Annotated in this window: 21 protein-coding genes; 11 read left to right on the top strand and 10 right to left on the bottom strand. The window is 66.8% G+C overall.

The annotated features are described in order from the left end of the window. Positions 1-15: 15 nt before the first annotated feature. The 3 genes from AB0M74_RS15330 to AB0M74_RS15320 all read left to right on the top strand — a co-directional run bounded on the left by AB0M74_RS15330 (position 16) and on the right by AB0M74_RS15320 (position 1,440). A complete protein-coding gene (locus tag AB0M74_RS15330; protein ID WP_364906952.1) occupies positions 16-366 on the top strand; it encodes a hypothetical protein in 351 nt (116 codons plus the stop codon). Then, entirely contained in the window at positions 363-935 is a 573-nt protein-coding gene (locus AB0M74_RS15325; RefSeq protein WP_364906949.1) for a methylated-DNA--[protein]-cysteine S-methyltransferase, read from the top strand. Before AB0M74_RS15330 ends, AB0M74_RS15325 begins: the two co-directional genes overlap by 4 nt. Before the next feature lie 82 nt (positions 936-1,017). Beyond that, entirely contained in the window at positions 1,018-1,440 is a 423-nt protein-coding gene (locus tag AB0M74_RS15320; RefSeq protein WP_364906945.1) for a hypothetical protein, read from the top strand. A 349-nt stretch (positions 1,441-1,789) separates the two neighbouring features. On the opposite strand, the gene AB0M74_RS15315 is transcribed toward AB0M74_RS15320, so the two are convergent. Both AB0M74_RS15315 and AB0M74_RS15310 read right to left on the bottom strand, forming a co-directional pair. Continuing rightward, positions 1,790-4,393, bottom strand: a complete 2,604-nt coding sequence (locus AB0M74_RS15315) for a LuxR C-terminal-related transcriptional regulator (RefSeq protein WP_364906944.1) — start codon at positions 4,391-4,393, stop codon at positions 1,790-1,792. Positions 4,394-4,539: 146 nt separating this feature from the next. Further along, on the bottom strand, positions 4,540-5,829 hold the full coding sequence (locus AB0M74_RS15310; RefSeq protein WP_364906941.1) for an adenylosuccinate synthase: 1,290 nt from the start codon (positions 5,827-5,829) through the stop codon (positions 4,540-4,542). A gap of 273 nt (positions 5,830-6,102) precedes the next feature. Between AB0M74_RS15310 and AB0M74_RS15305 the strand changes: the two genes are divergently transcribed. Further along, a complete protein-coding gene (locus AB0M74_RS15305) occupies positions 6,103-6,774 on the top strand; it encodes a hypothetical protein (protein WP_364907154.1) in 672 nt (223 codons plus the stop codon). Beyond that, the gene (locus tag AB0M74_RS15300; protein WP_364906939.1) at positions 6,771-7,559 is read left to right on the top strand and encodes a site-2 protease family protein; all 789 of its coding nucleotides are present in this window, start codon (positions 6,771-6,773) and stop codon (positions 7,557-7,559) included. The genes AB0M74_RS15305 and AB0M74_RS15300 overlap by 4 nt, the downstream gene beginning before the upstream one ends. A gap of 319 nt (positions 7,560-7,878) precedes the next feature. Here the strand turns inward: AB0M74_RS15300 and AB0M74_RS15295 are convergent, their stop codons facing one another. From AB0M74_RS15295 to AB0M74_RS15285, 3 genes are all read right to left on the bottom strand, one after another. Further along, positions 7,879-8,982 (bottom strand): FUSC family protein, encoded by a 1,104-nt coding sequence (locus AB0M74_RS15295; protein WP_364907151.1) that lies wholly within the window; start codon positions 8,980-8,982, stop codon positions 7,879-7,881. 52 nt (positions 8,983-9,034) lie between these two features. Next, a complete protein-coding gene (locus tag AB0M74_RS15290) occupies positions 9,035-9,484 on the bottom strand; it encodes a DUF3151 domain-containing protein (RefSeq protein ID WP_364906936.1) in 450 nt (149 codons plus the stop codon). Positions 9,485-9,640: 156 nt separating this feature from the next. Further along, positions 9,641-10,489 (bottom strand): hypothetical protein, encoded by an 849-nt coding sequence (locus AB0M74_RS15285; protein ID WP_364906934.1) that lies wholly within the window; start codon positions 10,487-10,489, stop codon positions 9,641-9,643. Between AB0M74_RS15285 and AB0M74_RS15280 the strand changes: the two genes are divergently transcribed. Further along, the gene (locus tag AB0M74_RS15280) at positions 10,467-12,041 is read left to right on the top strand and encodes a hypothetical protein (protein ID WP_364906931.1); all 1,575 of its coding nucleotides are present in this window, start codon (positions 10,467-10,469) and stop codon (positions 12,039-12,041) included. The genes AB0M74_RS15285 and AB0M74_RS15280 overlap by 23 nt on opposite strands. A gap of 78 nt (positions 12,042-12,119) precedes the next feature. Beyond that, complete coding sequence (locus AB0M74_RS15275; RefSeq protein WP_364906928.1) at positions 12,120-13,181, top strand: fused (3R)-hydroxyacyl-ACP dehydratase subunits HadA/HadB; 1,062 nt, start codon at positions 12,120-12,122, stop codon at positions 13,179-13,181. Between the two features lie 22 nt (positions 13,182-13,203). Here AB0M74_RS15275 and AB0M74_RS15270 read toward each other — a convergent pair whose 3' ends face one another. Then, positions 13,204-14,661 (bottom strand): DUF4185 domain-containing protein, encoded by a 1,458-nt coding sequence (locus AB0M74_RS15270; protein WP_364906925.1) that lies wholly within the window; start codon positions 14,659-14,661, stop codon positions 13,204-13,206. A 360-nt stretch (positions 14,662-15,021) separates the two neighbouring features. Beyond that, positions 15,022-15,969 (bottom strand): zinc-binding alcohol dehydrogenase family protein, encoded by a 948-nt coding sequence (locus AB0M74_RS15265; RefSeq protein ID WP_364906922.1) that lies wholly within the window; start codon positions 15,967-15,969, stop codon positions 15,022-15,024. A gap of 88 nt (positions 15,970-16,057) precedes the next feature. On the opposite strand from AB0M74_RS15265, the gene AB0M74_RS15260 reads away from it, so the two are divergent. Next, positions 16,058-16,513 carry a MarR family transcriptional regulator gene (locus AB0M74_RS15260; protein WP_364906919.1) on the top strand — a complete coding sequence of 152 codons (456 nt, stop codon included), beginning with the start codon at positions 16,058-16,060 and terminating at the stop codon, positions 16,511-16,513. Between the two features lie 146 nt (positions 16,514-16,659). Further along, the gene (locus tag AB0M74_RS15255; RefSeq protein ID WP_364906916.1) at positions 16,660-16,995 is read left to right on the top strand and encodes an excalibur calcium-binding domain-containing protein; all 336 of its coding nucleotides are present in this window, start codon (positions 16,660-16,662) and stop codon (positions 16,993-16,995) included. Here the strand turns inward: AB0M74_RS15255 and AB0M74_RS15250 are convergent. Continuing rightward, complete coding sequence (locus tag AB0M74_RS15250) at positions 16,989-18,107, bottom strand: BTAD domain-containing putative transcriptional regulator (protein ID WP_364906914.1); 1,119 nt, start codon at positions 18,105-18,107, stop codon at positions 16,989-16,991. The genes AB0M74_RS15255 and AB0M74_RS15250 overlap by 7 nt on opposite strands. A gap of 30 nt (positions 18,108-18,137) precedes the next feature. Beyond that, the gene (gene fbaA / locus AB0M74_RS15245; RefSeq protein WP_364907148.1) at positions 18,138-19,172 is read right to left on the bottom strand and encodes a class II fructose-bisphosphate aldolase; all 1,035 of its coding nucleotides are present in this window, start codon (positions 19,170-19,172) and stop codon (positions 18,138-18,140) included. Between the two features lie 477 nt (positions 19,173-19,649). Between fbaA and AB0M74_RS15240 the strand changes: the two genes are divergently transcribed. Both AB0M74_RS15240 and AB0M74_RS15235 read left to right on the top strand, forming a co-directional pair. Continuing rightward, a complete protein-coding gene (locus AB0M74_RS15240) occupies positions 19,650-20,300 on the top strand; it encodes a VTT domain-containing protein (RefSeq protein WP_364907145.1) in 651 nt (216 codons plus the stop codon). A gap of 19 nt (positions 20,301-20,319) precedes the next feature. Next, positions 20,320-21,003: a DedA family protein gene (locus AB0M74_RS15235; protein ID WP_364906911.1), complete on the top strand. Its 684-nt coding sequence runs from the start codon at positions 20,320-20,322 to the stop codon at positions 21,001-21,003. A gap of 41 nt (positions 21,004-21,044) precedes the next feature. Here AB0M74_RS15235 and AB0M74_RS15230 read toward each other — a convergent pair whose 3' ends face one another. After that, positions 21,045-22,133, bottom strand: a complete 1,089-nt coding sequence (locus AB0M74_RS15230; RefSeq protein ID WP_364907142.1) for a glycoside hydrolase family 76 protein — start codon at positions 22,131-22,133, stop codon at positions 21,045-21,047. Positions 22,134-22,138 lie beyond the last annotated feature (5 nt).

The following is a 22,138-nucleotide window of genomic DNA, read 5'->3' as shown; positions in this document are numbered from 1 at the left end:
CGCACGCTGACCGCTATGACCGCAATCGCGACGGTGCTCGTCCTCGGATTCTGCACCTACCTCGTCCACCACTACGCGCCGAAACGGCCGGAGGAGATCTTCCGGCTCGACCGGTTCCGCGCACCGGGCCCACTGACAGACCGGTCGCCGTCGTACTACGAAGACCAGCGCCGATACTCGGATCTCGTCGCGATCTACGGGCGCAGCGACGTGCCGGATCCCGATTTGGGGAGCGCGGCGCGGCCTGCCGTCGCCGCGCCGCGCTCCGAAGCGGGACCGATCGACAAAGGCAGTCCAGTCCAGTTATGGAAAACTGGACTTGTCCGCAAAAATATGTCGGCCGCGGGAGGCACACTGGCGGTATGACTGAATCCGCTCGCGCGTCCACCGGGGCGGCGCTCTTCGACACCGCGATCGGGATCTGCGCGATCGCGTGGAGCGAGGGCGCCGTCATTCGCTTCCAGCTGCCCGAGGCCGACCCCGCTGCTACCCGCGCACGGATCACCCGCCGCCGCAGCGGCAGTGCCGAGAACGCCGAAATTCCCGAGCGGACGCCGCCAGGTCCGATCGCCGAAGCGATCGCGGGCATCCGCGCCCACCTTGACGGCAGCCCCCACGACCTGCGCTGGATTCCCTTGGACACCAGTACGATTCCCAGGTTTCACCGCGCGGTGTACGAGGTGACCCGAGCCATCGATCCGGGCCACACCCTCACCTACGGGCAGGTCGCCGACCGGATCAATGCCCCCGGCGCGGCCCAGGCCGTCGGACAAGCTTTGGGCCGCAACCCGATTCCCCTCATCATCCCCTGCCACCGAGTACTGGCCGCAGACAACGCCCTGACCGGTTTCTCGGCCCCCGGCGGCATCACCACCAAACAGCACCTCCTGGAGATCGAACGCACCCCTGGATTCGGCGAACCGACTCTGTTCTGAGAAGCCGATTACTCGGTAGATAATGATGTGGTGTTCCTCGATCCACCTTCGGGCGAACCGGGCCAGGGCGGAGATGTGACCATTGACCGACAACATTTTTCTCAGTACCGCAGCAGGCTTCGTCCTCCCCGCTCTGGGCGGCTGCTTCAAGAGCCCGCTCATCGGGGCCGCTGGGGGACTTGTCGGCGGTGCCGTCTACGGCCTGATGAATAAGCATACCGGCTGGAATCTTTTCTCGGACATCGCCATTGGCGCAGTCGGCGGAGGTCTCGGCGCTTCGTTCGGAAGAAAAGCCACCGAGGCGTGGCTGCTGGAAGGGAAGTCCGGGCGGACTATCGGAGAAGCGCTGAATCAGTTCACCCGCGGTGAACGAGCGATAAGGACGGCCAATTCGATGTCTTCCGCCGGCGGCTTCGCCACACTTCCTTTGTTGGGCAAAGAGATTGTGGGGGTGTTCTCTGCTGGGACCCTTCCCACTGTGAACATCGGGCGAGGCGACCGCTGAACTCAGCGGGTGCGTCGGCGGGCAGCAGTGGTCCTGCTTTTCACGGCGTTGAAGGGGGGCGCGAGTTCCCGGAACCGGCCCTGCAATCCTGAGGCTGTCGTGCAGTGCACAGTGACGCGTCGGCAGGTTGTTAGTTCAACTCCACCAGGTGCTACTGCTGCCGGGCGAACAACTCGAGCTGCTCACCGTCGAGCTCGACCTTGGACTCGGCGATAGCCATACCTCGGCGGGTGCGCAGGCGCACAGGTCGACCTCGGACTCGCCGACGATGGCCCGGACGTCGAAGAACATCTTGCCCTGCTCGGCCGATCCGACACGATGATCGACCGACCCGACACCTTCGTGCCCGTCAGCCGGAGCCCAATTCGCCTCGCATCAGCGCGCCGAGCGACTCCCGGTCGGTGACGTCCATCTTGATGCAGGCGCGATAGAGATGGCCCTCGACGGTCCGGACCGAGACGGTGAGGCGGTCGGCGATTTGCCGGTTGGACAGGCCCGCCGCAACGAGATTCGCGATTTCGCGTTCTCGAGAGGTGAGTGGCAACGGCTGGGCGGCCTGGCGCAGCGCCGGGGTGCTCGCCCCACCGCAGGCGGCCGACAGTCGGTTTGCCGCCGCGGCGGACTCCAGCAGACGGCGGCGATCGCCGCCGCGTTCGTGCGCGGAAGCGGCTTGGGCGGCGGCGTCCGCGGCCGAGAGCAACGCGCCGATCTGCTCGAATTCGGCCGAAGCCGCATCGAGCGCAGGCCCGTCATGGGCGGCGAGCGCGACCGCGTGCGTGGCCTGTGCCTGCACCAGCCTGCCGTCGATTTTGGCCGCCAAATCGGCGAGTCTGCCCGCGACCGTATGATCGCCGAACCGGGCGGCCACATGCAGCGCCATCGCCTCGATGGCGTGCTGATGCGACCGGGCGGCGGCGTCGGCCGCGCCTATCGCCGATCGGATGGCCGGGGTGACGGTGCCTTCGGCGGCCGCCAGGCAAGCCTTGGCGATCTCCAGCTGCGGGTCGTACACCGCGCTGTGCCTGCCGGCGCGCGCGGTGACCTCGGCAATGGTCTCAGCGGCCTCGGTGGTGCGGCCGAGCGCCGAATACGCCTCCGCCAAGCGAATTCTCGCGGGGATCATCCAGGCCGCGGCGCCCTCCATCGAGAGGGCGGCGACCGCTTGTTCGAGATGCTCGATGCCGTCCAGGAACTGGCCTTCGGCCACGTTGACGGTGCCCTGCAGAATCTTGGACATGCCCCACGCCAGATACTGGCCCGGCGCGGAGTAGCCGAAATACGCCGCGGCGCAACGCCGCGCGGCTTCCAGGTCACCGGTCAAGGTCAGGGCGAGCACCTCGGCGTGCGTCGAAATGAATCGGTTGAGCCCATCGATGTGGGATTCCACCTGATGCCCCCGCGTCGCATACTGCCGGGCGGCCTCACCTTTGCCCATCAGCGCCAAGGCCAGTCCACCGCCGAACGACGCCCACCACACCGCCCACGGCGGCGATCCTTCGGCCGACATCACGGATTCGGCATCTGCGAACGCATCGTCGAGCCGGTTCTCGTTGACCGCACACGCCGAGGCAAGCCCGGTGAGCGTAGCCGCGATCTTCGGATGCTTCGCCCTGGCCCGGATCGACGCCAGCACCTCGTCGGCGCGATCGGCATCACCAACGGCCCACAGCAAATTCGAGACCCGAGTGCTGCCCCAACGCGCCAGCTGCACTTCGTTCAGCTGATCGGGATCGAACGTGGCAAGGGTGCGCTCGGCCTCGATACGGTGGCCCTGCCACAGCAGCGCCCGTGCGAGCAGATCCGCCGCCTCGACACCGCCCTGCCGTTCCACCGCCGCCCTGGCGAAACGCTCACCGAGTGGCAGGTTCGCCAGCCCGATCGCATCCGCCGCCGCCGCCTCGAACAGCTCGAGATCGGCGGATTTATCACTGTCCAAAGCCAATTCGGCCAGCCGGATACGGTCGGCGGCAGAATTGATGCGCCGCTCCTTGAGCGAGGAGTACAGCCGTCCACGCAGCCTGCGGGCCGAGGCGATACCGAGCCTGCGCCGGATCACCTCACCGAACAGCGGGTGGTTGTAGCGCACGATCAGTTGGTGGGAGTTCTCGACAACCCTGATCACACCACGGTTTTCGGCAGCCTCGACGGCTTCCTCGCCGGCCAGCTCGGCAAGCACGTCCAGGTCGATCGGCTCACAGAAGGTGAGCAGCTCGAGCACCCGGAGCACCGGCTCCGGTAGTTGCTCGACCCGATCCTCCAGCAGCGCGGCCAACTCCGAGGTGACCGCGGCCCGGCCGCGCAGCTGCCACACGCCGTTGACCTGACGTAGCGTGCCCGCCTCGATCGCGCCCTCCACCAAATGCCGGAGAAACAGGGCATTTCCGCCGGAGGACTCCCACATGAGGTTGGCGGTGAAGCCCTCCAGCTGCCCGCCGAGCATCGACTCGACCAAGTCGACGCTCTGGCGCTGAGTGAACGGGCTCAGATCGATGCGCAGCAGATGGCCGTCTTTCCACAACGAGGTGACCGCGTCGGGAACCGGCACTCCGCTGCGGACCGTCGCCACGATATGAGCGGCTTTGTCGATGGCAAGCTGCAGCAGCAGCGTGGCCGACAGTTGGTCGAGCAGGTGTGCGTCGTCGACGCCGATGATCGTGTGCCCGTCCGCGAGCAGCGCTTCGCGCGCCGCGGACATGAACGTCACCGGATCACGGGCGGTGTAGACCCCGACCATGTGCGCAAAGACGCCCAGCGGGATGCTCCGCGCCGATTCGGTGCCCGCCACCCATCGAATATTGCCGCCGAGGGCGGCTGTCGCCTGTCTCGCCAGCGTCGTCTTGCCCACCCCGGCGTCGCCGGTGAGCACCGTGCCGACATAGTCGGTACCACTGAGCGCCGCGCGGATCGCCTCGAACTCGGTCTCGCGCTCGATCATCGGCCAGTTCCGAGCCATGCTCTAACTGTAGTTCTTCACCGATCATGATCGAAGCCAACGAACGATGAACTGCCACAGCAATTCAGACTGTTTTGTTCCTGGCGGTTGTGGTCGGACAAAGTCAGCCCACACAGCGCCGAACCGGGTACAGACCGGTCAGCCGCTCAGGCCAACACGTCGTGGCGGACAATGGTCTGATCACGGCCGGGACCGACACCGATGCACGAGATACGTGCACCGGAGAGTTCCTCCAGCCGCAGCACGTATGCCTGTGCGTTGGCGGGCAGTTCCTCGAAAGTTTTGGCCTGCGAAATATCTTCCCACCAGCCGGGCATTTCTTCGTAAATCGGCTTGGCGTGATGGAATTCGGTCTGCGTGGTCGGCATCTGCTCGACCCGCTCACCGTCGATCTCATAGGCGACGCAGATCGGCACGGTCTCCAGGCTGGAGAGCACATCGAGCTTGGTGAGGAAGAAGTCGGTGACACCGTTGACCCGGGTCGCGTAGCGGGCGATGACCGCGTCGAACCAGCCGCAACGGCGGGCCCGGCCGGTGGTCACGCCGACCTCGCCGCCCTGCTTGGCCAGGAACTCGCCGTGGTTGTCGAACAGCTCGGTCGGGAACGGGCCCGAGCCGACACGGGTGGTGTAGCACTTGAGGATGCCGAGCACCGTGTTGATCTTGTTCGGCCCGACACCCGCGCCGACCGCAGCGCCGCCCGAGGTCGGGTTGGACGAGGTCACGTACGGGTAAGTGCCGTGGTCGACATCGAGCAGCGTGCCCTGCGAACCCTCGAGCAGCACGGTCTCACCCCGCTCCAGGGCCAGATTCAACTGCAGTCGGGTGTCGGCAATGCGGTGGGAGAAGCTCTCGGCCTTCTCCAGCACCTCGTCGACGACCTGTTGCGGATCCAGCGCGCGACGGTTGTAGATCTTCACGAGAACCTGGTTCTTGAACTCCAGGGCCGCTTCGACCTTTTGGGTGAGGATCTTCTCGTCGAGCACATCGGCGACCCGGACACCGACCCTCGCGACCTTGTCCTGGTAGCACGGGCCGATGCCGCGACCGGTGGTACCGATCTTCTTGTTGCCGAGGAAGCGCTCGGTGACCTTATCGATGGCCACGTGGTACGGCATGATCAGGTGCGCGTCGGCCGAGAGCAGCAGACCCGAGGTGTCGACGCCGCGCTCCTCCAGTCCCGCCAGCTCCGCGAGCAGCACACCGGGATCCACGACGACACCGTTGCCGATGACGTTGGTCACGCCGGGGGTGAGGATGCCGGAGGGGATCAGGTGCAGCGCGAACTTGTCGCCGTTGGGCAACACCACGGTATGACCGGCATTATTGCCGCCCTGATACCGGACCACCCATTGCAACCTGCCACCGAGCAGATCGGTTGCTTTGCCCTTACCCTCGTCGCCCCATTGGGCGCCGATCAGGACGATTGCCGGCATTGTCTCGTCTCCTACGGTTCGACGCGCAACACCCCGGGGGATGGCAGCCGACGAAGTCGGCGGGGCCGGAAAAGCCCAGTGTTGCAGCTACCTGCCGTATTGAGGCGGTGGCCGGAAGCACAGTCTAGCCGAAGCACCAGCGGCGGCAGCGAACCGGTTCAGCCCGTAGGCTTGGCGACCGTGTCCCCAAAGCCGTACGCGGCTATGGTGACACCCGAAGCGGACCAAGCAGGGGGTCCGTGGACACCGACGGTCGTCGGCCGGATCAGGAGGGTGTACCGCAGTTTGAGTACCCACGTTCTCCGTTGCGACGGCGCACCGGTACCCATCGCTCTCGCGTCGTTACCGACCTCCCAGACCTTCGCCATTCCGGATACCGGCGTCATCGATGAACTGCTGCCTGTGCTCGCCGCCGATAGCCTGCCCCGGCTGATCGTGCTCGGCACCGATGCGGCGCTCGCCGTAATAGTGACCCACTTGATGCGGACCGAACGGTTGCATGTGGAGATCGGTTATGTGCCGGTCGACAAGACCTATGGCTCCCGCGCCTACCAAACCGGCACCGGAAATGCGGCGGCCAAGCGGGCGTTGGAGGGCAGAGCCACGCAAACGCCGCTGATCCGTGACGACACCGGCACCGTGCTGATCGGTCGCGCGACGATCACCGGCCCCGGCGGCGACAAGCTGGAGGGCGAAGCCTATGTGGACGACACCATGCTGTTCTCCGGCAAAGTGAAGGCCATGCACATTTCGCCGACGCTGGAGATGCCCGGCGTTCGCGCGTCGGTCCAGAAGGGCATCCGCAAGCGCCGCTGGGTCGCGGGCCGGGCCGCACAGCTCGGCACCCCCGGTGCGGTGGTGACCCGTGACGGCATCGCCAACGACCGCGTCCTACCGCGCTCGACGTTCTATCGACATCACGAACCCTGGTTCCTGGTCCGATGAGCCGTACGTTCCCCAAGGATCGGCGCTCTGGTCTCGGCGCGGTCCGGCCCAGCCCCATCTTCCTGCTCGTCGTCGCGATCACCGTGGCAGGCGGCGTCTTGGCCTGGGGCGCCGAGCTCGGTTCGACGCGGGCGAAGTTCGGCGTGTTCGTGTTGGTGCTGTTCGGCTGGATCGTCACGGTCTGCCTGCACGAGTTCGCGCACGCCTTCACCGCGTGGCGGGCCGGCGACAACGAGGTCGAGCTGCGCGGCTACCTCACGCTGAATCCACTCAAATACAGCCACCCGCTGCTGTCGATCGTGCTGCCGATGGTGTTCATCGCACTTGGCGGCATCGGCCTGCCCGGTGGTGCGGTCTACGTGCGGCTCTCCGACTTCAGCACGCGCACCCAGCGACTCATCAGTGGCGCAGGGCCTGCGACGAACGTGTTCTGCGCGGTCGTGCTGCTGGCGATCGTGCGCCTGCTCGGCAGCGCGCAGTCCCATCCCGCCTTCTGGTACGGGCTCAGCTTCCTGGCGTTCCTGCAAGTCACCGCAGCGCTTTTGAACATCCTGCCGATCCCGGGGACCGACGGTTACGGGATTCTCGAGCCGTCGCTGAGCTATCAGACCCGACGTTCGCTCGACCAGCTCAAGCCGTTCGGCATGCTGATCCTGTTCGCGCTGCTGTTCACGCCTGCTGTCAACAAGGTGTTCTTCGACGCGGTCTATGCCTTGTACGAATTGTCCGGCGTCCCGTCCAACTGGTCGCGCTTCGGCAATTACCTGACCCGCTTCTGGACCTGACGCTCAGGGCTGCGCACGCGCCAGATCGGCCACGCAGGCCGCCCGGTCCGAATGTCAGGACCGGGCGACCGATCTCCGCCGACCGTAGCGCGCCCGATCCGGCCGGCCACCACGCCAGAGGACCGGTCGAGCGTGCACAGTCGTGCGAAGTGGTGCACCGCAACACCCCTCGTACCGCGGTTACCACTACACGTTATGACCCGCAGGGCGGGGGGAACACGAGTAGCGGACTACCCCAAGATCGGTATTCGGGCGCCCGGTGGGTGGTGTGGCACGCGCACAGCTCGCTCGAATGTCCGAAATACGCTGAGTAGTTCGGTCATTCCGCAGGCGGCACGTGCGGATGAGGCACCGTCGGCGGCAGCAACGCCATGGCGGAAATGCGCTGTATCCCGCACACCTGCATGAGGTCGACCACCATCGAACGCACCTGCGCGAATACCACGTGCGCCGAAAGCCCAGCGCCCACAACGAGTTCCGGCCGCGCACTCTTGGCAACCGAGCGCAGCACCCGCGCCGCCTCGGCCTGGTCCGGCTGATCGCCCGGATCGGCGAGCATCATCCGGCGGACCACGTCTACGCCCTGCGCGAGTCGCTCGACCAGCTCGATCAGCCGCGGGTCGAGGATTTCGTCGTCCTGCACCAGCGTGAGCGAACGGCGCAGCAGCACCCTGGTATTGCGGATCGCGTTGTCCAGCGGGTCGGCGGTGGCCCGGATGCGTTCCAGGCGCGTGCGCGAATTCCAATACAGCGGCGAGATCCTGCTGATCTCCCTGCCGCCCTCCAAGGTTGAGCGCAACCCATCGATCTGGGGCTGCGTCGCGCGGGCGGTGTCCAATACCGCACGGATCTTGTCCGGGTCCTGCTCGAGCAGACCGTCCGCGCATTCGGTGAGCGATTTGCCCATCACCGCAAGAACTTCCGCGGCCTGCTCGCGGGCCCTGCGCACCGGATGCAAAGGAATCGATGCGACGACGACCACACCGACCAACCCACCGACCAACGCGTCGATCATGCGCGAGAAACCACCGCCCGCCGATGGCGGTAACAACGTCGCGACCAGCACGGCGGAGCTGGCAGCCTGCATGGAGATGATCGAGCCACCGTCGAGGAACACCGTCGCCGCCATCGCCACGGCCACCACCAGAGCGATCTGCCAGACCCCGGTGCCGGCGCGGGTGATGAACAGATCGCCGATGCCGATGCCGACCGCGACGCCGACCACCAGCTCCACCGACCGACGCAGCCGGGCGCCGAAGGAGATGCCGATCGACACCACAGCCGCAGTCGGTGCGAAAAACGGAACTTTATGGCCGATGACGTGGTGGGCGATATACCAGGCAAGCGCGGCGCCGACCGCGCACTGGAGGATCGGTAGGGCGGACAGTCGCAACCGCCGCCAGGAGCTACGCAGCCGGTCCATACTGCTCGTCCGCGCGACATCCACGCGGGAGTTCAGGTCGAACAACTACGGCTCAGTCGAGGCCGAGCTCGGACGCGGCACGTGGGTCACAGTCCTCCAGCAGATCCAAGCAACGGGCATACTCCTCGGTCTCGCCGATCGCACGCGCCGCCTTCGCCAGCGCGCCGACGCACCGCAGAAAGCCCTGGTTGGGTTCGTGGCTCCACGGCACGGGCCCGAAACCCTTCCACCCGTTGCGGCGCAACAGGTCGAGCCCGCGGTGGTAGCCGGTGCGGGCGAAGGCATACGCGGCGACGATGTCGTGATTGACCGCCGCCACGGCGTCGTCGCTGCCACCCCGGGCCAGCGCGGCCTCCGCGAGGTAGGCCCAAGCGATCGAGGCCGCGGGGTGGGCAGCCGCGACCTGTACGGGGTCGACCTTGTCGAGCAAGGCCTCCTCCGCTTCGGAGTTTTCAGGTAGGAGTACCGGTTGCGGTCCGAGCAGGTCACCGAACGAGGTCATGTCGATCATTGTGCACCTGGTGGCGCGAAGTGCGGCGACAGGGGAATCACCAGCGGCGGGCAGAAGCATCGTCCGGACCTGGTAAAGGCGAACTACCTCCGGCTGCGCCCATTAGGCTGGCCGTCGAGTTCAACAGTTCCGTGTGAGCGAGGGGTATCAGTTGTCCGACCCGACCGACAAGAAAAACCCGGCGCAAGGTAGCGCTGGTGCCGCCGACCAGGCCGCGGACGCCGCGCGCCCGGACGCGCCCGCGGAACGGACATCCGCATCGGATACCGCGCAGAGCGGCACCACCGCCGCACCGACCCAACCACTGTCCACCGCGGCCGCCGCGAAGCAGTCGGGGTCCTCGGCTCGCACGGATGCCTCCGGTACGTCGGGCAAGTCCGAAGCATCCGATGACGGGAAGGATGCCGCCGACACCACGGCATCGGCCGCCGCGACCACGACCGCGCCGCCCATGGGGACACCGGCCGTATCAACCCCCGCGGCGAAATCCGCGCCGTCCGGTGGAACGCAGTCAGCACCACCATCCGCTGCGGCACCGACCCCCGCGACACCATCCGAACCGGCCACCACAACGCAGTCGCCACCGACCGTCGAGACACCGTCCGCGCCGTCCGCTGCGACACCGGCCGCACCGACCCCCCCGACACCATCCGAACCGGCCACCACAACGCAGTCGGCACCAACCACCGAGACACCGTCCGAACCCGCCGCCGCAACGCAGTCGGCACCAACCATCGACGCACCGTCCGCGCCGTCTGCTGCGACACCGGCCGCATCAACCCCCGAGACACCGTCTGAACCCGCCGCCGCAACGTCCGGCCGGCCCGACGCTCCGACGTCGGGCAAGCCTGCCGGGACAACTCCGGAAACCACACCGATCCCGGCCGCTTCCAGCAAAGCTGCGGACGCGAACCCGAAATCCGAGCCGGAAACGACACCGATCAGGTCGGGCGAATCGGCGTCGGGCCGGGCCGTGGGCGAATCCACGTCCGGCAAGACCGCAGGCGAATCCGCGTCCGGCAAATCCGCGGGGAGCGCGGCGTCTTCCAGTGCGGCGGCGGGCACAGCGGCATCGGGCGCACCCGATGCCGAGACGGTTCCCGGCCATCCGACACACTCCGCGGCCGGTGCCGCGGGCACGAACATCACGGCGTCCGCCGAAGCCGACGGCCCCACAGCTGCCGACGCGAAGTCCGCCTCCGAGGCCGGCAGCGGTGGTGACGATCGAACCACCGTTATCCGAGGCGACAGCTCGGCGAGCCGGACCCAGGCCGACGCCGCAGGCCCCGATGCGGAAACCGCGGTGATCAAGCGTGACGCGGCGGCGGGTCGATCCGGGTCCGGCACCGAGACCACCGCTGACCGACAACAACGCGCGGCCGCCGCGGCAGAGCTGGCCGAGTCCAGCGCGGCAACCGTGGTGATGCGCAGGGCGACCCCGGCAGACAAGCCCGCGGGCGGCAACGCGCCCGCCGATATCGCGGCCGCCGACGCCAAGACTGTTTCGTTGCCGACGGCGACCCCGGTCGCCGACAAATCGGCGACCGACAAACCACAGGACGCCGGTCCCGACGAGCCGAATATCGCGGGCGCCGACGCGCAGACCGTCGCGATGCGGGTCGTCCCCAACCCGGCCGACGACGCCAAGACCACGGCGATACCGATCCAGAAGCGCGCCGACAACGACGCGACCCAGCGGAGGCAACCTCCCGCGGCCGGCAGGAAACCCGGCACCGACCGCGTCCCGTCACCATCCGGTCGTCCGGCCCCGATCACCCGGCCGCCGAGTACGCCTCGGCCCGCGTCCGGCCCGAAACAGCCCACAGCGCAAGGTTCTTCGGCACCACCGCAGAACGCACCCGGTTCACCGCCGACCGAGCAGACCCAGCCGTCGGCACCCCGTCCGACCGCCCCACCACGGCAAGTCAACTCGGCGCCGTCACCGGCAGATGTGCAGGTGACCCGCCCTGCGCAGTCGCTGTCCGGCCCGCCCGCCGCCCCGCGCCCGCCGCAGCCGCGCCAGATCGCCCCACCGCAGCGCATCATGCCGCCCGCTCAGCCGCAGCCTGGCCCGGCTGCCGCCGAACCTGGGGCACCAGCCGGACGCTCGAAACGTTGGCCCACCTCGGTGCTCGCCGCGGCGGCCCTCCTCGTCGTGGCGCTTATCACATTGGCGGTGGTGCTGATCAACAATTCCCGCAACAACACTCCGGAAGCCAAGGTCCGCAGTGCCATCACCGACTACACCCGGGCCTTGAAGACCGGTGACCTGGCATCGCTGCGCGACACCACGTGCGGTCCGCTGCACGATTTCTACAAAAACATCCCGACCGATCAATTCGCGGGTGTGCACCAATTGTCGGTGGAGCGCAAGAACATTCCGGTGGTGGACAACGTCGACGCGATCCGGATCACCGACAACACCGCGATCGCCCAGGCCACCGTCTACACCGAGGCGGATCCCGCCAAGCGATCGGCGCGAACCTTCGATCTGGAACGCACCGACGACGGCTGGAAGGTCTGCGACCCGCCGACGGCGACGCCATAGCGCGAGCACATTCGGGTGGTGCCGGACGTCACATTGACCTGGTCAAGGGACCGGTTCGCCAGTAGCATGGCCCGGATCATGGGCACGGAACAGACAATCGCACACCCGGAATCGGATGTTGTGGCGCAGACACCGACGCTGGCTGGACGACGATTCCGCAGCCGCGACCACTACGTAGTAGGCCGGGAGAAGGTCCGCGAATTCGCGCGTGCCGTCCAGGCCCAGCACGGCGCGCACCTGCGGGAGCCGGATGCGCGCAAGCTGGGCTATGCCGGCATCATCGCGCCGCCGACCTTCTCCTCGGTCATCGGCATCACCGCGACACGGGCGCTGCTCGATTCCGTGCTCACCGAATACGACCTCTCCCAGATCCTGCAGACCGACCAGGTCTTCGAGATCGTGCGGCCGATCCTCGCGGGCGACCGGCTCACCACCGAGGTCGTGATCGACTCGATCCGGCAGTTCGGTGACAACGATTTCATCCTGGTCGGCTTCGCGCTGACCGACCAGCACGGTGCGGTCGTGCAGACCGGATCGACCACGATCGTCGCGCGTCGCGGCGTCGAGGTCGACGCGAATATCGCCGAGACGGTGGAGAGCATCGTGATGCACGCCGTCCCGTCGACCAGCGTCGCGGCGGCCAAGAGCTCACTGATCTCCCTCGGCACCGACGCCGCCGAGCCTGCGCGCCTGTCGCCGCCGAGCGCGCTCATGCCCAGCCTGCCCGACTTCGACCTGCTGTCGGTCGGCGATCAACTCCCGGCGGCTACCGCCGAGGTGACTCGTGGCGATCTGGCCAACTATGCGGGGGTCTCGGGTGATCCCAACCCGATCCACTTCAGCGAGCAGGCCGCAACGCTGGCCGGGCTGCCGACCGTAGTGGCGCACGGGATGCTCACCATGGGTCTTGCCTCCGGCTACCTGACCTCGTGGGTCGGCGATCCGACCGCGATCGAGAAGTTCAGCGTGCGATTCTCCGGGTTCGTTCCGGTGACGAGCGATGCGCCGAGCACCATCGAATTCAGCGGCAAGATCAAGTCCTTGAATCCGGCGCGGCGGACCGCGACGGTCATGATGGCGGGCACCTCAGAGGGGCGCAAGCTCTTCGGGCGCGCCATTGCGGAGATCCGATTCGCCTGAGAAGCAAGCTTTTTCGCGCGACTCAGTCCATCGTGGCGTGCACGAGATAGACGTTGTAATCGCTCCAGGTCGACACATTGAGGTACAAGTCCGAGCCAGAGGACCATGGGTGGATGAAGCCACCGTAGAGCTCCGGGTAATCCAGGACCGTCACGGTGGGCGTGCTCTCGGACCATTCACCCTGCGGTGAATCCGATTCGCGGAGAACAACGGCCGCCTTCGCGGTGTCGAGATAGCTCATCTGCCAGATGTTTCGGGCCGCGTCGAAACGGACCGATAACTCGCCGGCCGGCGCGTCGACAATCGGAGTGGCGGAGGCGAATCCGCCGACCGGTGTCCACTGCCCGTCACGCCAATACTGATATGCGGTGGTGTTGAGGATCTGCTCCTTCGCCACCCTGGCCACGCCGACGGCGCCGAGGCGGGTGTTGGGCGTGCCGAACACATAGACGTGGTCGCCGTGCGGGACCATCGCGCTGACCTGGAAGTTCGCGAGGCCGAAGATGTTGTCCCAGCGCGCGTGCGGGTCCTTGGTCCAGGTTTGGCCGTGATCGTCGGAGTAGGCGATGCCGCCGTAGTTGGTGAAGAAGGTGCCCGGGATGCTGTTCCAGGTACGAATGGCCATGTAGCTCAGGTACTGCCGGTCACCGATGGCGAATCCGGAGGTCGGAATCGTGGTCACCTCGACATTGTCGAGCTTGCGACTGGACAGTACTTCGGCTGCGTGGCAGCGATCGTCGGTCACCATCCGGTCGTAGGTCATGCCGTCGGAGAGATCCCGATCGGTACTGAATGCCAGCACATTGCTGCGCCAGTCCGGGCCCATCCCACCGGGCGGGTGGAACCCGCGCCCGATCGTGTCACCGAAGGCGGTCGCGATCTCCCCCGGTGCGCTCTCCCACATGATGCCGAGGTCGGTCCCGTCCACCTGCCACCGCTTGTCGGTGCGGTTGACCGAGTTCGCACCGGTCTGCTTGGCCACCTCGCGCACCGCACCGACTCGCGGCGCACGCCGCTGCGGTGTTCGCGCGGCGGGCTCGGTCGGCGGATCGACGCGAGCGGGCGGCGACGGCACGGGCCCCGGTTGCGGTCCCGGTCCGGGAACCCCGAAATGGAAAGGCTTGAGGCTCAACAGAACTTCCGGAATCCCGAGCCGACTGGCCAGACCGGGCGGCGGCACCGGCCCGTCGGTGAGATCCGGACACGGATTGGTGCACGGATCGGCGGGCAGTTCCATCACGACCCGCCTGGGCGCAGGCGCGGGCAGCTGCGGCGGAAGCACGGTGACCACTGGATACGGAATCGGCACCTCGATTGTCTTCGGCATCAGCGGCTCATGGGTGGCCACCGGATCACTCACGCACGGCCCGACTCCTACCGCGCTCGCCTCTGGCACTGCCACAGCAGCCCGCTCGGCGCACACCAACACCCCCGCCCCCACCACGACAGCACCGAGTACAGCTACCAGTCGCCCAGCCATAGCCACCCCTCGACATCGCTCGGAGTACCCGCCACCAGCCGACGACCATACCCGGCATACCCGATCAGCCATGCGCGACATTCCGATCGCCGAAGGTATTCGCGCCGACTCGATGTCACTGTCGTGGCCCTGTCTTCGGTGTAGAGCTGATCTGCGGCAATGGTTTCTTCGTTGTCGGCGGGCAGGTAGGAAACACCACCGGCGCGGAAGCGGCTGGCGGGTAGCCGGCTCGCGGCAGGTAGGAAACACCACCGATGGCGCGGAAGCGGCTGGCGGGGGGCCGGCTCATCACAGGCAGCGCGGTGACCGATCCAGCGCGGGACGCGACCGGGGAATCCCGGCCGGATCGGCGACCGGGACTCACCCGACGCGGACGATGCTTTTGCCTCGGGTCGCTCCCTCTGCCAGGTGGGCGATCGCGGTCTCGACGTCGGCGAGGGCGTATTCGGCAGTGATGTCGATGCGCACCGACCCGTCGACGACCAGGGTCATGGCGCGGGCGGCGCTGTCGGCCAACCGCTTCGGGTTGGTCCGGCTTGCCAGGTTGCTGTTGTAGGTCAGCAGCGATTGGCCCTGCATCAGTAGGTCGTTGGCCGACACCGTGACCGGTTCGAAGGTGGCGATGTTGCCGTAGACCACGATCCGGCCGTGCGGCGCCAACCGTGCCAGATTCGCGACCCGGGTAGCGCCACCGATCGGATCGAGGATCGCATCGAACTTCTCCTCGCCCAGCGCATCGGGGAACTCTTCCCGCACGAGCACCTCGTGATAGCCGAACTGGCGCGCGTAATCGACCTGTCCGGCATTGCCGACCACGCCGACGATCCGCTCCGCGCCCGCGGCTGCGGCGAACTGCCCGGCCAACGAGCCGACACCACCGGCGGCGGCATGGATCAGGACACTTTCCCCGGCCCGCACCCCGGCGACCGAGTTGATCAGGTCGTAGGCGGTCGGCGCGACCCACCCGAACCCCGCGGCCTCGCGCAGGCCGACCCCGGCGGCATTGATCGCCAGCCCGGCAGGCGCGATCACCACCTCGGCGTAACCGCCCCCGCCGATCAGCGCGATCACCTGCTCACCGATCCGCGCCTCGGCCACGCCGTGGCCGACCGCGACGATCTCACCGGCCGCTTCGAAGCCCGGCACGAACGGGCGCGGGATCGGGAAATGCCCTGCACGTACCAGCACGTCCCCGTACTGCACCCCCGCGTAGGCGACCCGGATCGCGACCTCGCCCGGCCCGGGCACGGGCTCGGCCACCTCGGAGAGGTGGAATTGGTCGTCGGCGCCTAACACAACAGCCTTCATCACATTCAACCTTCTGTGTCGACTCAGTATCCTGATACTCAGAACTAAAACATTATCAGGTAATTGAGTCAACTTAGGGAGTTGTGACATGATGGATGTGCCCGTAGAGGAATACGTGTGCACCCGGATCCGTCGCGCCGAGCAGGCGTTGATGGCCCACCACGAAGCGGTGCTGCGTGGCTACGGGTTGACCATGACCCAGTACGCGGTGCTACTGACGCTGTCCCGGGAGGACGGCATGTCCGGTGCCCAGCTGGCCCGCGCGTGCGGAGTCACCCAGCAGAGCATGGCCACCGTGTTGACCGGGATGCAGAACAAGGGGGTCATCGAACGCAAACCGTCTCCCCAGCATGCGAAAGTCATGATCGCCAGCCCCACCGCGGCAGGCCTCGACCTGCTCGATCACGCCTACCAGGAAGTCATCGTGCTCGAACGTGCTCTCACCGACCGATTCACCCCCGACGAGCACAAGCTGTTCTGCGAATTCCTCGACCGCGCCACCGCCGCCCTCGTCGAGCAGACACCCGCGGCCCACACCAACTGACAATCCCATCGCGCAACGGTCCGCGTGGAAATCCGCTGTCCGCCAGCGTGTGCGAACTCCTGGCTTCCCTCGGGAGACCTACCTGGCCACTACACCCCGACCGAAGCATCAGGCGCGCACGCCGGATTCGGCGCAGGATGGATGGCGTGAATATCTCACTGATCCACCGCCACGGGGCCGCCGCACTCGGCGCCGCCTGTCTGTTGGCGGGCGGGTCGGCGCTCATGCCGACCGCCGCTGCCGATCCGCCGCAGGCCTCCGCCAGATCCGGGCCGGATGATTCACATCCGATACCGAGTTATCGGCCGGGGCCCAAAGGGAACAATGTGCCGCCGCCGAAGGAGCCGGCGCAGGAGCAGCCCTGGTATTACACGAACTGCGATCAGGCGCGGGCCGAGGGCAGGCTGCCGCTGTATCGGGGGATGCCGGGGTACGCATCGCATCTCGACCCCGATGGCGACGGGGTCGCCTGCGACTACTGAACGGCCTGGAACACCAGGAGTGTGGTGCCGATTCGGATGATGTCGGCGTCGGCCAGCAGGGCGCCGGTCTCGATCGGCTCGTCGTTGACGAAGACACCGTTGGCCGAATGCAGGTCCTTGATCAGCAGGCCGGCCCGGCTCGGCATGATGTGCGCGTGGTAACGGCTGGTCTTGGGATCCTCCAGCACCAAGTCGTTGTCGGTCATCCGACCGATCCGCAAACCGCCGTGGCCGATCGCGAGCACCCGGCCGTCGGCCATCCGCAGCTGGCCGCTGCGTACCGCGCGCGGCATCTCGGTGACCGTCTCGGTCATCGCCGCGGCCATTCGCTCGGTGCGCTTGAGTTCGATTGTGTTGAGTGGTTCCTGACGCAACACCCGCTGCTCGAGATCGACCAGCATCGGGCCGGGATCGATGCCGAGCTCCTCGGCGAGCACCCCGCGTACCCGGCGGCAGGCGTCGAGCGCGTCGGCCTGCCGACCGGACAGGTACAGCGCGGTGATCAGCTGCCCCCACAGCGGCTCCTGCAACGGATGCTCGGTCGTCATGGCGACGAGCTCACCGATCACCGAAGACGCTCGTCCACAGGCGATTTCGGCATCAATGCGCGCCGCGGCGGCCTGCAGCCGCTCCTCGTCCATCGCGGTGGCGAAACCGTCGGCGAACTGCAATCCGGCCAGATCGGCCAGTGCGCGACCACTCCACTCACGCAGCGCGGTACCGAACAACTGCGCGGCGCCGGTGTGATCGCCAACCTCCGCACAGCGTGCACCCGCATCCCTGGCCGCCTCGAAACGGCCGAGATCGCAGGCGTCCTCGGCAATTTCGAGGCGATAGCCCGATGATTCGGTGCGCAGCACCATGGCCGGATCCACACCCGAATTACGTAGCGCCTTACGGATATTCGAGACGAACACCTGCAGGCTCGCGGCGTAGGAATCGGGCGGATCCTCGTTCCACACCATGTCGGCCAACGCGGCAGAAGCCACCGCGCGCCGCCGATTCACCGTGAGCGCGGCAAGCAGCGCCCGCGGCTTGGGCCCGCCGACCGCCACCGGCTCACCACCGACGAGCAGCCGAACGGGCCCGAGCACACGCACATCAAGACTCATGAGCTGGGAGCCCCCGGGGGGTTGAGCGGGTCAGGCGCTGATCGATCGTCCCGCGGACTTCAGATCATTGCACGCCTCGAGAACACGTGCCGCCATGGCGGACTCGGCCTTCTTCAGGTAGCTGCGCGGGTCGTAGACCTTCTTGTTGCCGACCTCGCCGTCGATCTTGAGCACACCGTCGTAGTTGGTGAACATGTGACCGGCGACCGGACGGGTGAAGGCGTACTGGGTGTCGGTGTCGACGTTCATCTTGACGACGCCGTACCGCAGCGAGTCGTCGATCTCCGACTTCAGCGAGCCCGATCCGCCGTGGAAGACGAAGTCGAAGGGCTGCGCGTCGGCGGCGAGACCGAGCTTGGCTGCGGCCACCCGCTGGCCCTCGGCCAGCACCTCGGGCTTGAGCACCACGTTGCCCGGCTTGTAGACACCGTGCACATTGCCGAAGGTCGCGGCGAGCAGGTACTTGCCGTTCTCGCCCGCGCCGAGCGCGTCGATGGTCTTCTGGAAGTCCTCAGGCGAGGTGTAGAGCTTGTCGTTGATCTCGGCCTCGACTCCGTCTTCTTCGCCGCCGACGACGCCGATCTCCGCCTCGAGGATGATGTTCGCCTGGGCGCACGCCTTGAGCAGCTCCTTGGCGATCTCCAGGTTCTCGTCGATCGGGATCGCGGAACCGTCCCACATGTGCGACTGGAACAGCGGGTTCTGCCCCGCGTTCACCCGTTCCTGGGAGATGGCGATCAGCGGACGCACGAAGGTGTCCAGCTTGTCCTTGGGGCAGTGGTCGGTGTGCAGCGCGATGGTCACGTCGTAGCGCGCGGCGATCACGTGCGCGAACTCCGCCAGCGCGACCGCGCCGACAACCATGTCCTTGACACCCTGGCCGGAGGCGAATTCCGCACCACCGGTGGAGAACTGGATGATGCCGTCACTGCCCGCGTCGGCGAAGCCCTTGATGGCCGCGTTGACGGTCTCGGAGGAGGTGCAGTTGATGGCAGGGAAGGCAAAGGAGTTCGCTTTGGCCCTACCGAGCATCTCGGCGTAGACCTCCGGAGTCGCGATGGGCACTGTGAAGACCTCCGTGTTGTGCGGCAATAGACAATTCTGTCAGGCCACAGAGTAGGCCAGCGACGTTTCGCGATGTTTCACGGGCAAGACAATGCGCCCAAAGGGCCCGTCCCCACCCCACCCACCACGGAGCGAGTCTTACGAGCGACCGTTCGCGGCCCGTCTCGCGGCCGAGTGGTCGAAGTGCATGCGACGCAGTCGCGAGTCTCGGCCGCTCGGCCGCGAGACCAAGGGGGCCGCGAACACGCCGCGGCCAAAAACACACCAGCGCCGCAGGCGCTCCAGATTCAATAGAGCATTCTCAGTTGAACCCGGTACTGTGGGCCGCGTAATTGCGCTGGCAGCTACCGACGCGGTGACACAACCCGCGTGACGATTAGCAAGTTGGCCAGCCGTACCCGGACAGGAGGCCGCGTGATTCTGCTCGCAGCGACAGAATCGGTAAGCAATGTTGCGCTGACCCAGCTGTTGGATCCGATGCATCTGCTCACCGAGACGTGGCTGAAGAACGCGGTTCTTCCAGCAATTCTGGTCATCGTCTTCATCGAGACCGGGCTGCTGTTCCCGATCCTGCCCGGCGATTCGCTGCTGTTCACCGGTGGTCTGCTCGCCGCGCAGACACCGAATCCGGTATCGATCTGGATCCTGGTGCCCGCCGTTGCGATCACCGCCTTCGCGGGTGATCAGTGCGCCTACTGGATAGGCCGGACGATCGGTCCTGCGCTGTTCCAGAAGGAAGACAGCCGGTTTTTCAAGAAGCACTACGTCACGCAGACGCATGAATTCTTCGAGAAGCACGGGCCGAAGACGATCATCCTCGCGCGGTTCGTGCCGATCGTGCGGACGTTCATGCCGGTGCTGGCGGGCGTTTCCAAGATGGACTACCGCAAGTACGTCGCCTTCGACATCGTCGGCGCCATCCTGTGGGGCGGCGGCGTGACGGTGCTCGGCTACTTCCTCGGCAATGTCACCTTCATCAAAAACCACGTCGAGGCGATCTTCCTGCTCATCGTGCTGATCTCGGTGCTGCCCGGCGTCTTCGCGGTGGCGAAGCGGCTGCTGAACAAGGACGAGGCTCCGCTGCCCGACGCCGAGTTGGCGGCCTCGGCGAACGAGCCGACCCACTGAGCCGGTGTCGGTGGCACCTTTGCCCCTAGCAGTGGGCAATTTCGATCCGCTGACCTCGGCGGGCCCCGCGCTCGTCTGGACAGTGGTGCTGACCTTCGTTTTCATCGAGTGCGCGGTGATCATCGGGCTGTTCCTGCCCGGCGACTCGATGCTGATCACCGCGGGCATCGTGATGGCCGGGCACGCCTCCGGCGAGACTCAGGTGTGGGCGCTGTCGGTGGGCACCATGCTCGCCGCCATCGCGGGCAACCAGGTGGGTTATGTCATCGGGCACCGCACCGGCCACCATTTGGTCGCGCGGAAAAACGGCAGGTACATCAACACTCGCAATCTGCAACGGGTCACCGAGCTGTTGCAGAAGCACGGGTTCCTCGCGGTGCTGATCGCTCGTTGGATTCCGTGGGTGCGCACGCTGTGCCCGATGGTCGCGGGCGCAGCCGGGATGAACCACCGCAAATACACCGTGGCGAGCACGATCGGCGCGATCATCTGGGCGCCGGTGCTGCTGCTCATCGGCTATTACGCGGGCAGTTTCCTGGAGCGGGTGCCGTGGTTGATGCCCGGCGTCATCGGCACGCTGGTGGTCGGGTTGGTCATCGGGACGGTGCTCGGTATCCGGCACTATCGGCAGGAGATGCGTAAGCCCGCCGAGGACTTCGATCTCGAATCCGCTCCCGCGTGCATGCTCGAATCCGAGAGCTGAGCCCGATCTGAGTAGCCCCGGGCCGCCGGTGCGGCAGCCGTCTAGAGCCCGGCGGCGCTGACCTGGTAGGCAGCCTCCATCAACAACCACCCCGATAGCTGCACCGACATATCACGCTCAGGGACCCGCGACGAGGTCACCGAACCGCCCGCGGTGAAATGCCCGGCACCGGATCTACCACCGGGCAACTGGGCCGGTTTGCTCCAGTCGTGACCGAACAGCGGCTCACCCTCGACATCGAGCCGGTTCGCCCAGGCCGCGGCGGCCGAGGCCCGCACGATCGCGGCCGCGTCACGCCGAGCGGCGACCTGCTCGCGATCGTCACCGGGCAGCATCACGGCGACCACCGCGAGGTAGCGGGCCAAGATCCCGTTGAACAGCCCGCCGTCACCGCCACCGCCACCGTTGATCACACCGCGAGTGGTCATGTGTTCCTCGACCGCGGTGAGCAGCCGGTGCACCCGTTCGGCGTGCCTCGGCTCACCGGTGTGTATCGCGAGCTCGGTCTCCAAACCGAGCACCACGCCCTGGCAATAGGTGAACATCGGACGCTCGATTTCGCCGGAGGACACATGGATTCCGTCGAGGATCAGGCCGGTCTCCGGATCGCGCAGCGTCTCGTCGAGCCAGTCGGCCATCTCCTGGGCCCGCGCGTGCCTGCCGAGGCGCAGCAGTGCGATACCAGCGGGGCCGTTGGCCGGTGCGTTGAAGTAGTCCGATCGCTTGCGCCACGGGATGCCGCCGCCGCGGTCCGGATCCCACGCGCCGTACAGCTCCTTCTCCAACGCCACGAGCGCGCGGCGCGCCTCGGTGATGCCCTGGGTGCGCTCGGCACGTTCCAGCGCGATGGCGAGCCAGGCCATGTCGTCGTAATAGTTATTGGTCCAGCCGGTGATATTACGGATGCGGTGCGAGCGCGCGATCGCACCGATACGCTGCCGGCGCGCCGGGGTCGGCACCCGGTTGGCCGCGTCGGTCGCGCAGTCGATCAGATGCGCCTGCCACCAGTAGTGCCAGGAGGCGAAGGTTCGCTCGCGCTTGGTCGCGGGCCAGCCGACCACGCCCAATTCCGTTCCGGGACAAGCCCACAGTGCGCGCAAGTGGCGCGAGACGATCGCGGACTCCGCCATGTCGG

The organism is Nocardia sp. NPDC051463 (genome assembly GCF_040681975.1).
GTDB lineage: Bacteria > Actinomycetota > Actinomycetes > Mycobacteriales > Mycobacteriaceae > Nocardia.
The sequence above is the reverse complement of the archived record's forward strand: the minus strand, read 5'-3'. Positions and strand labels throughout refer to the sequence as shown.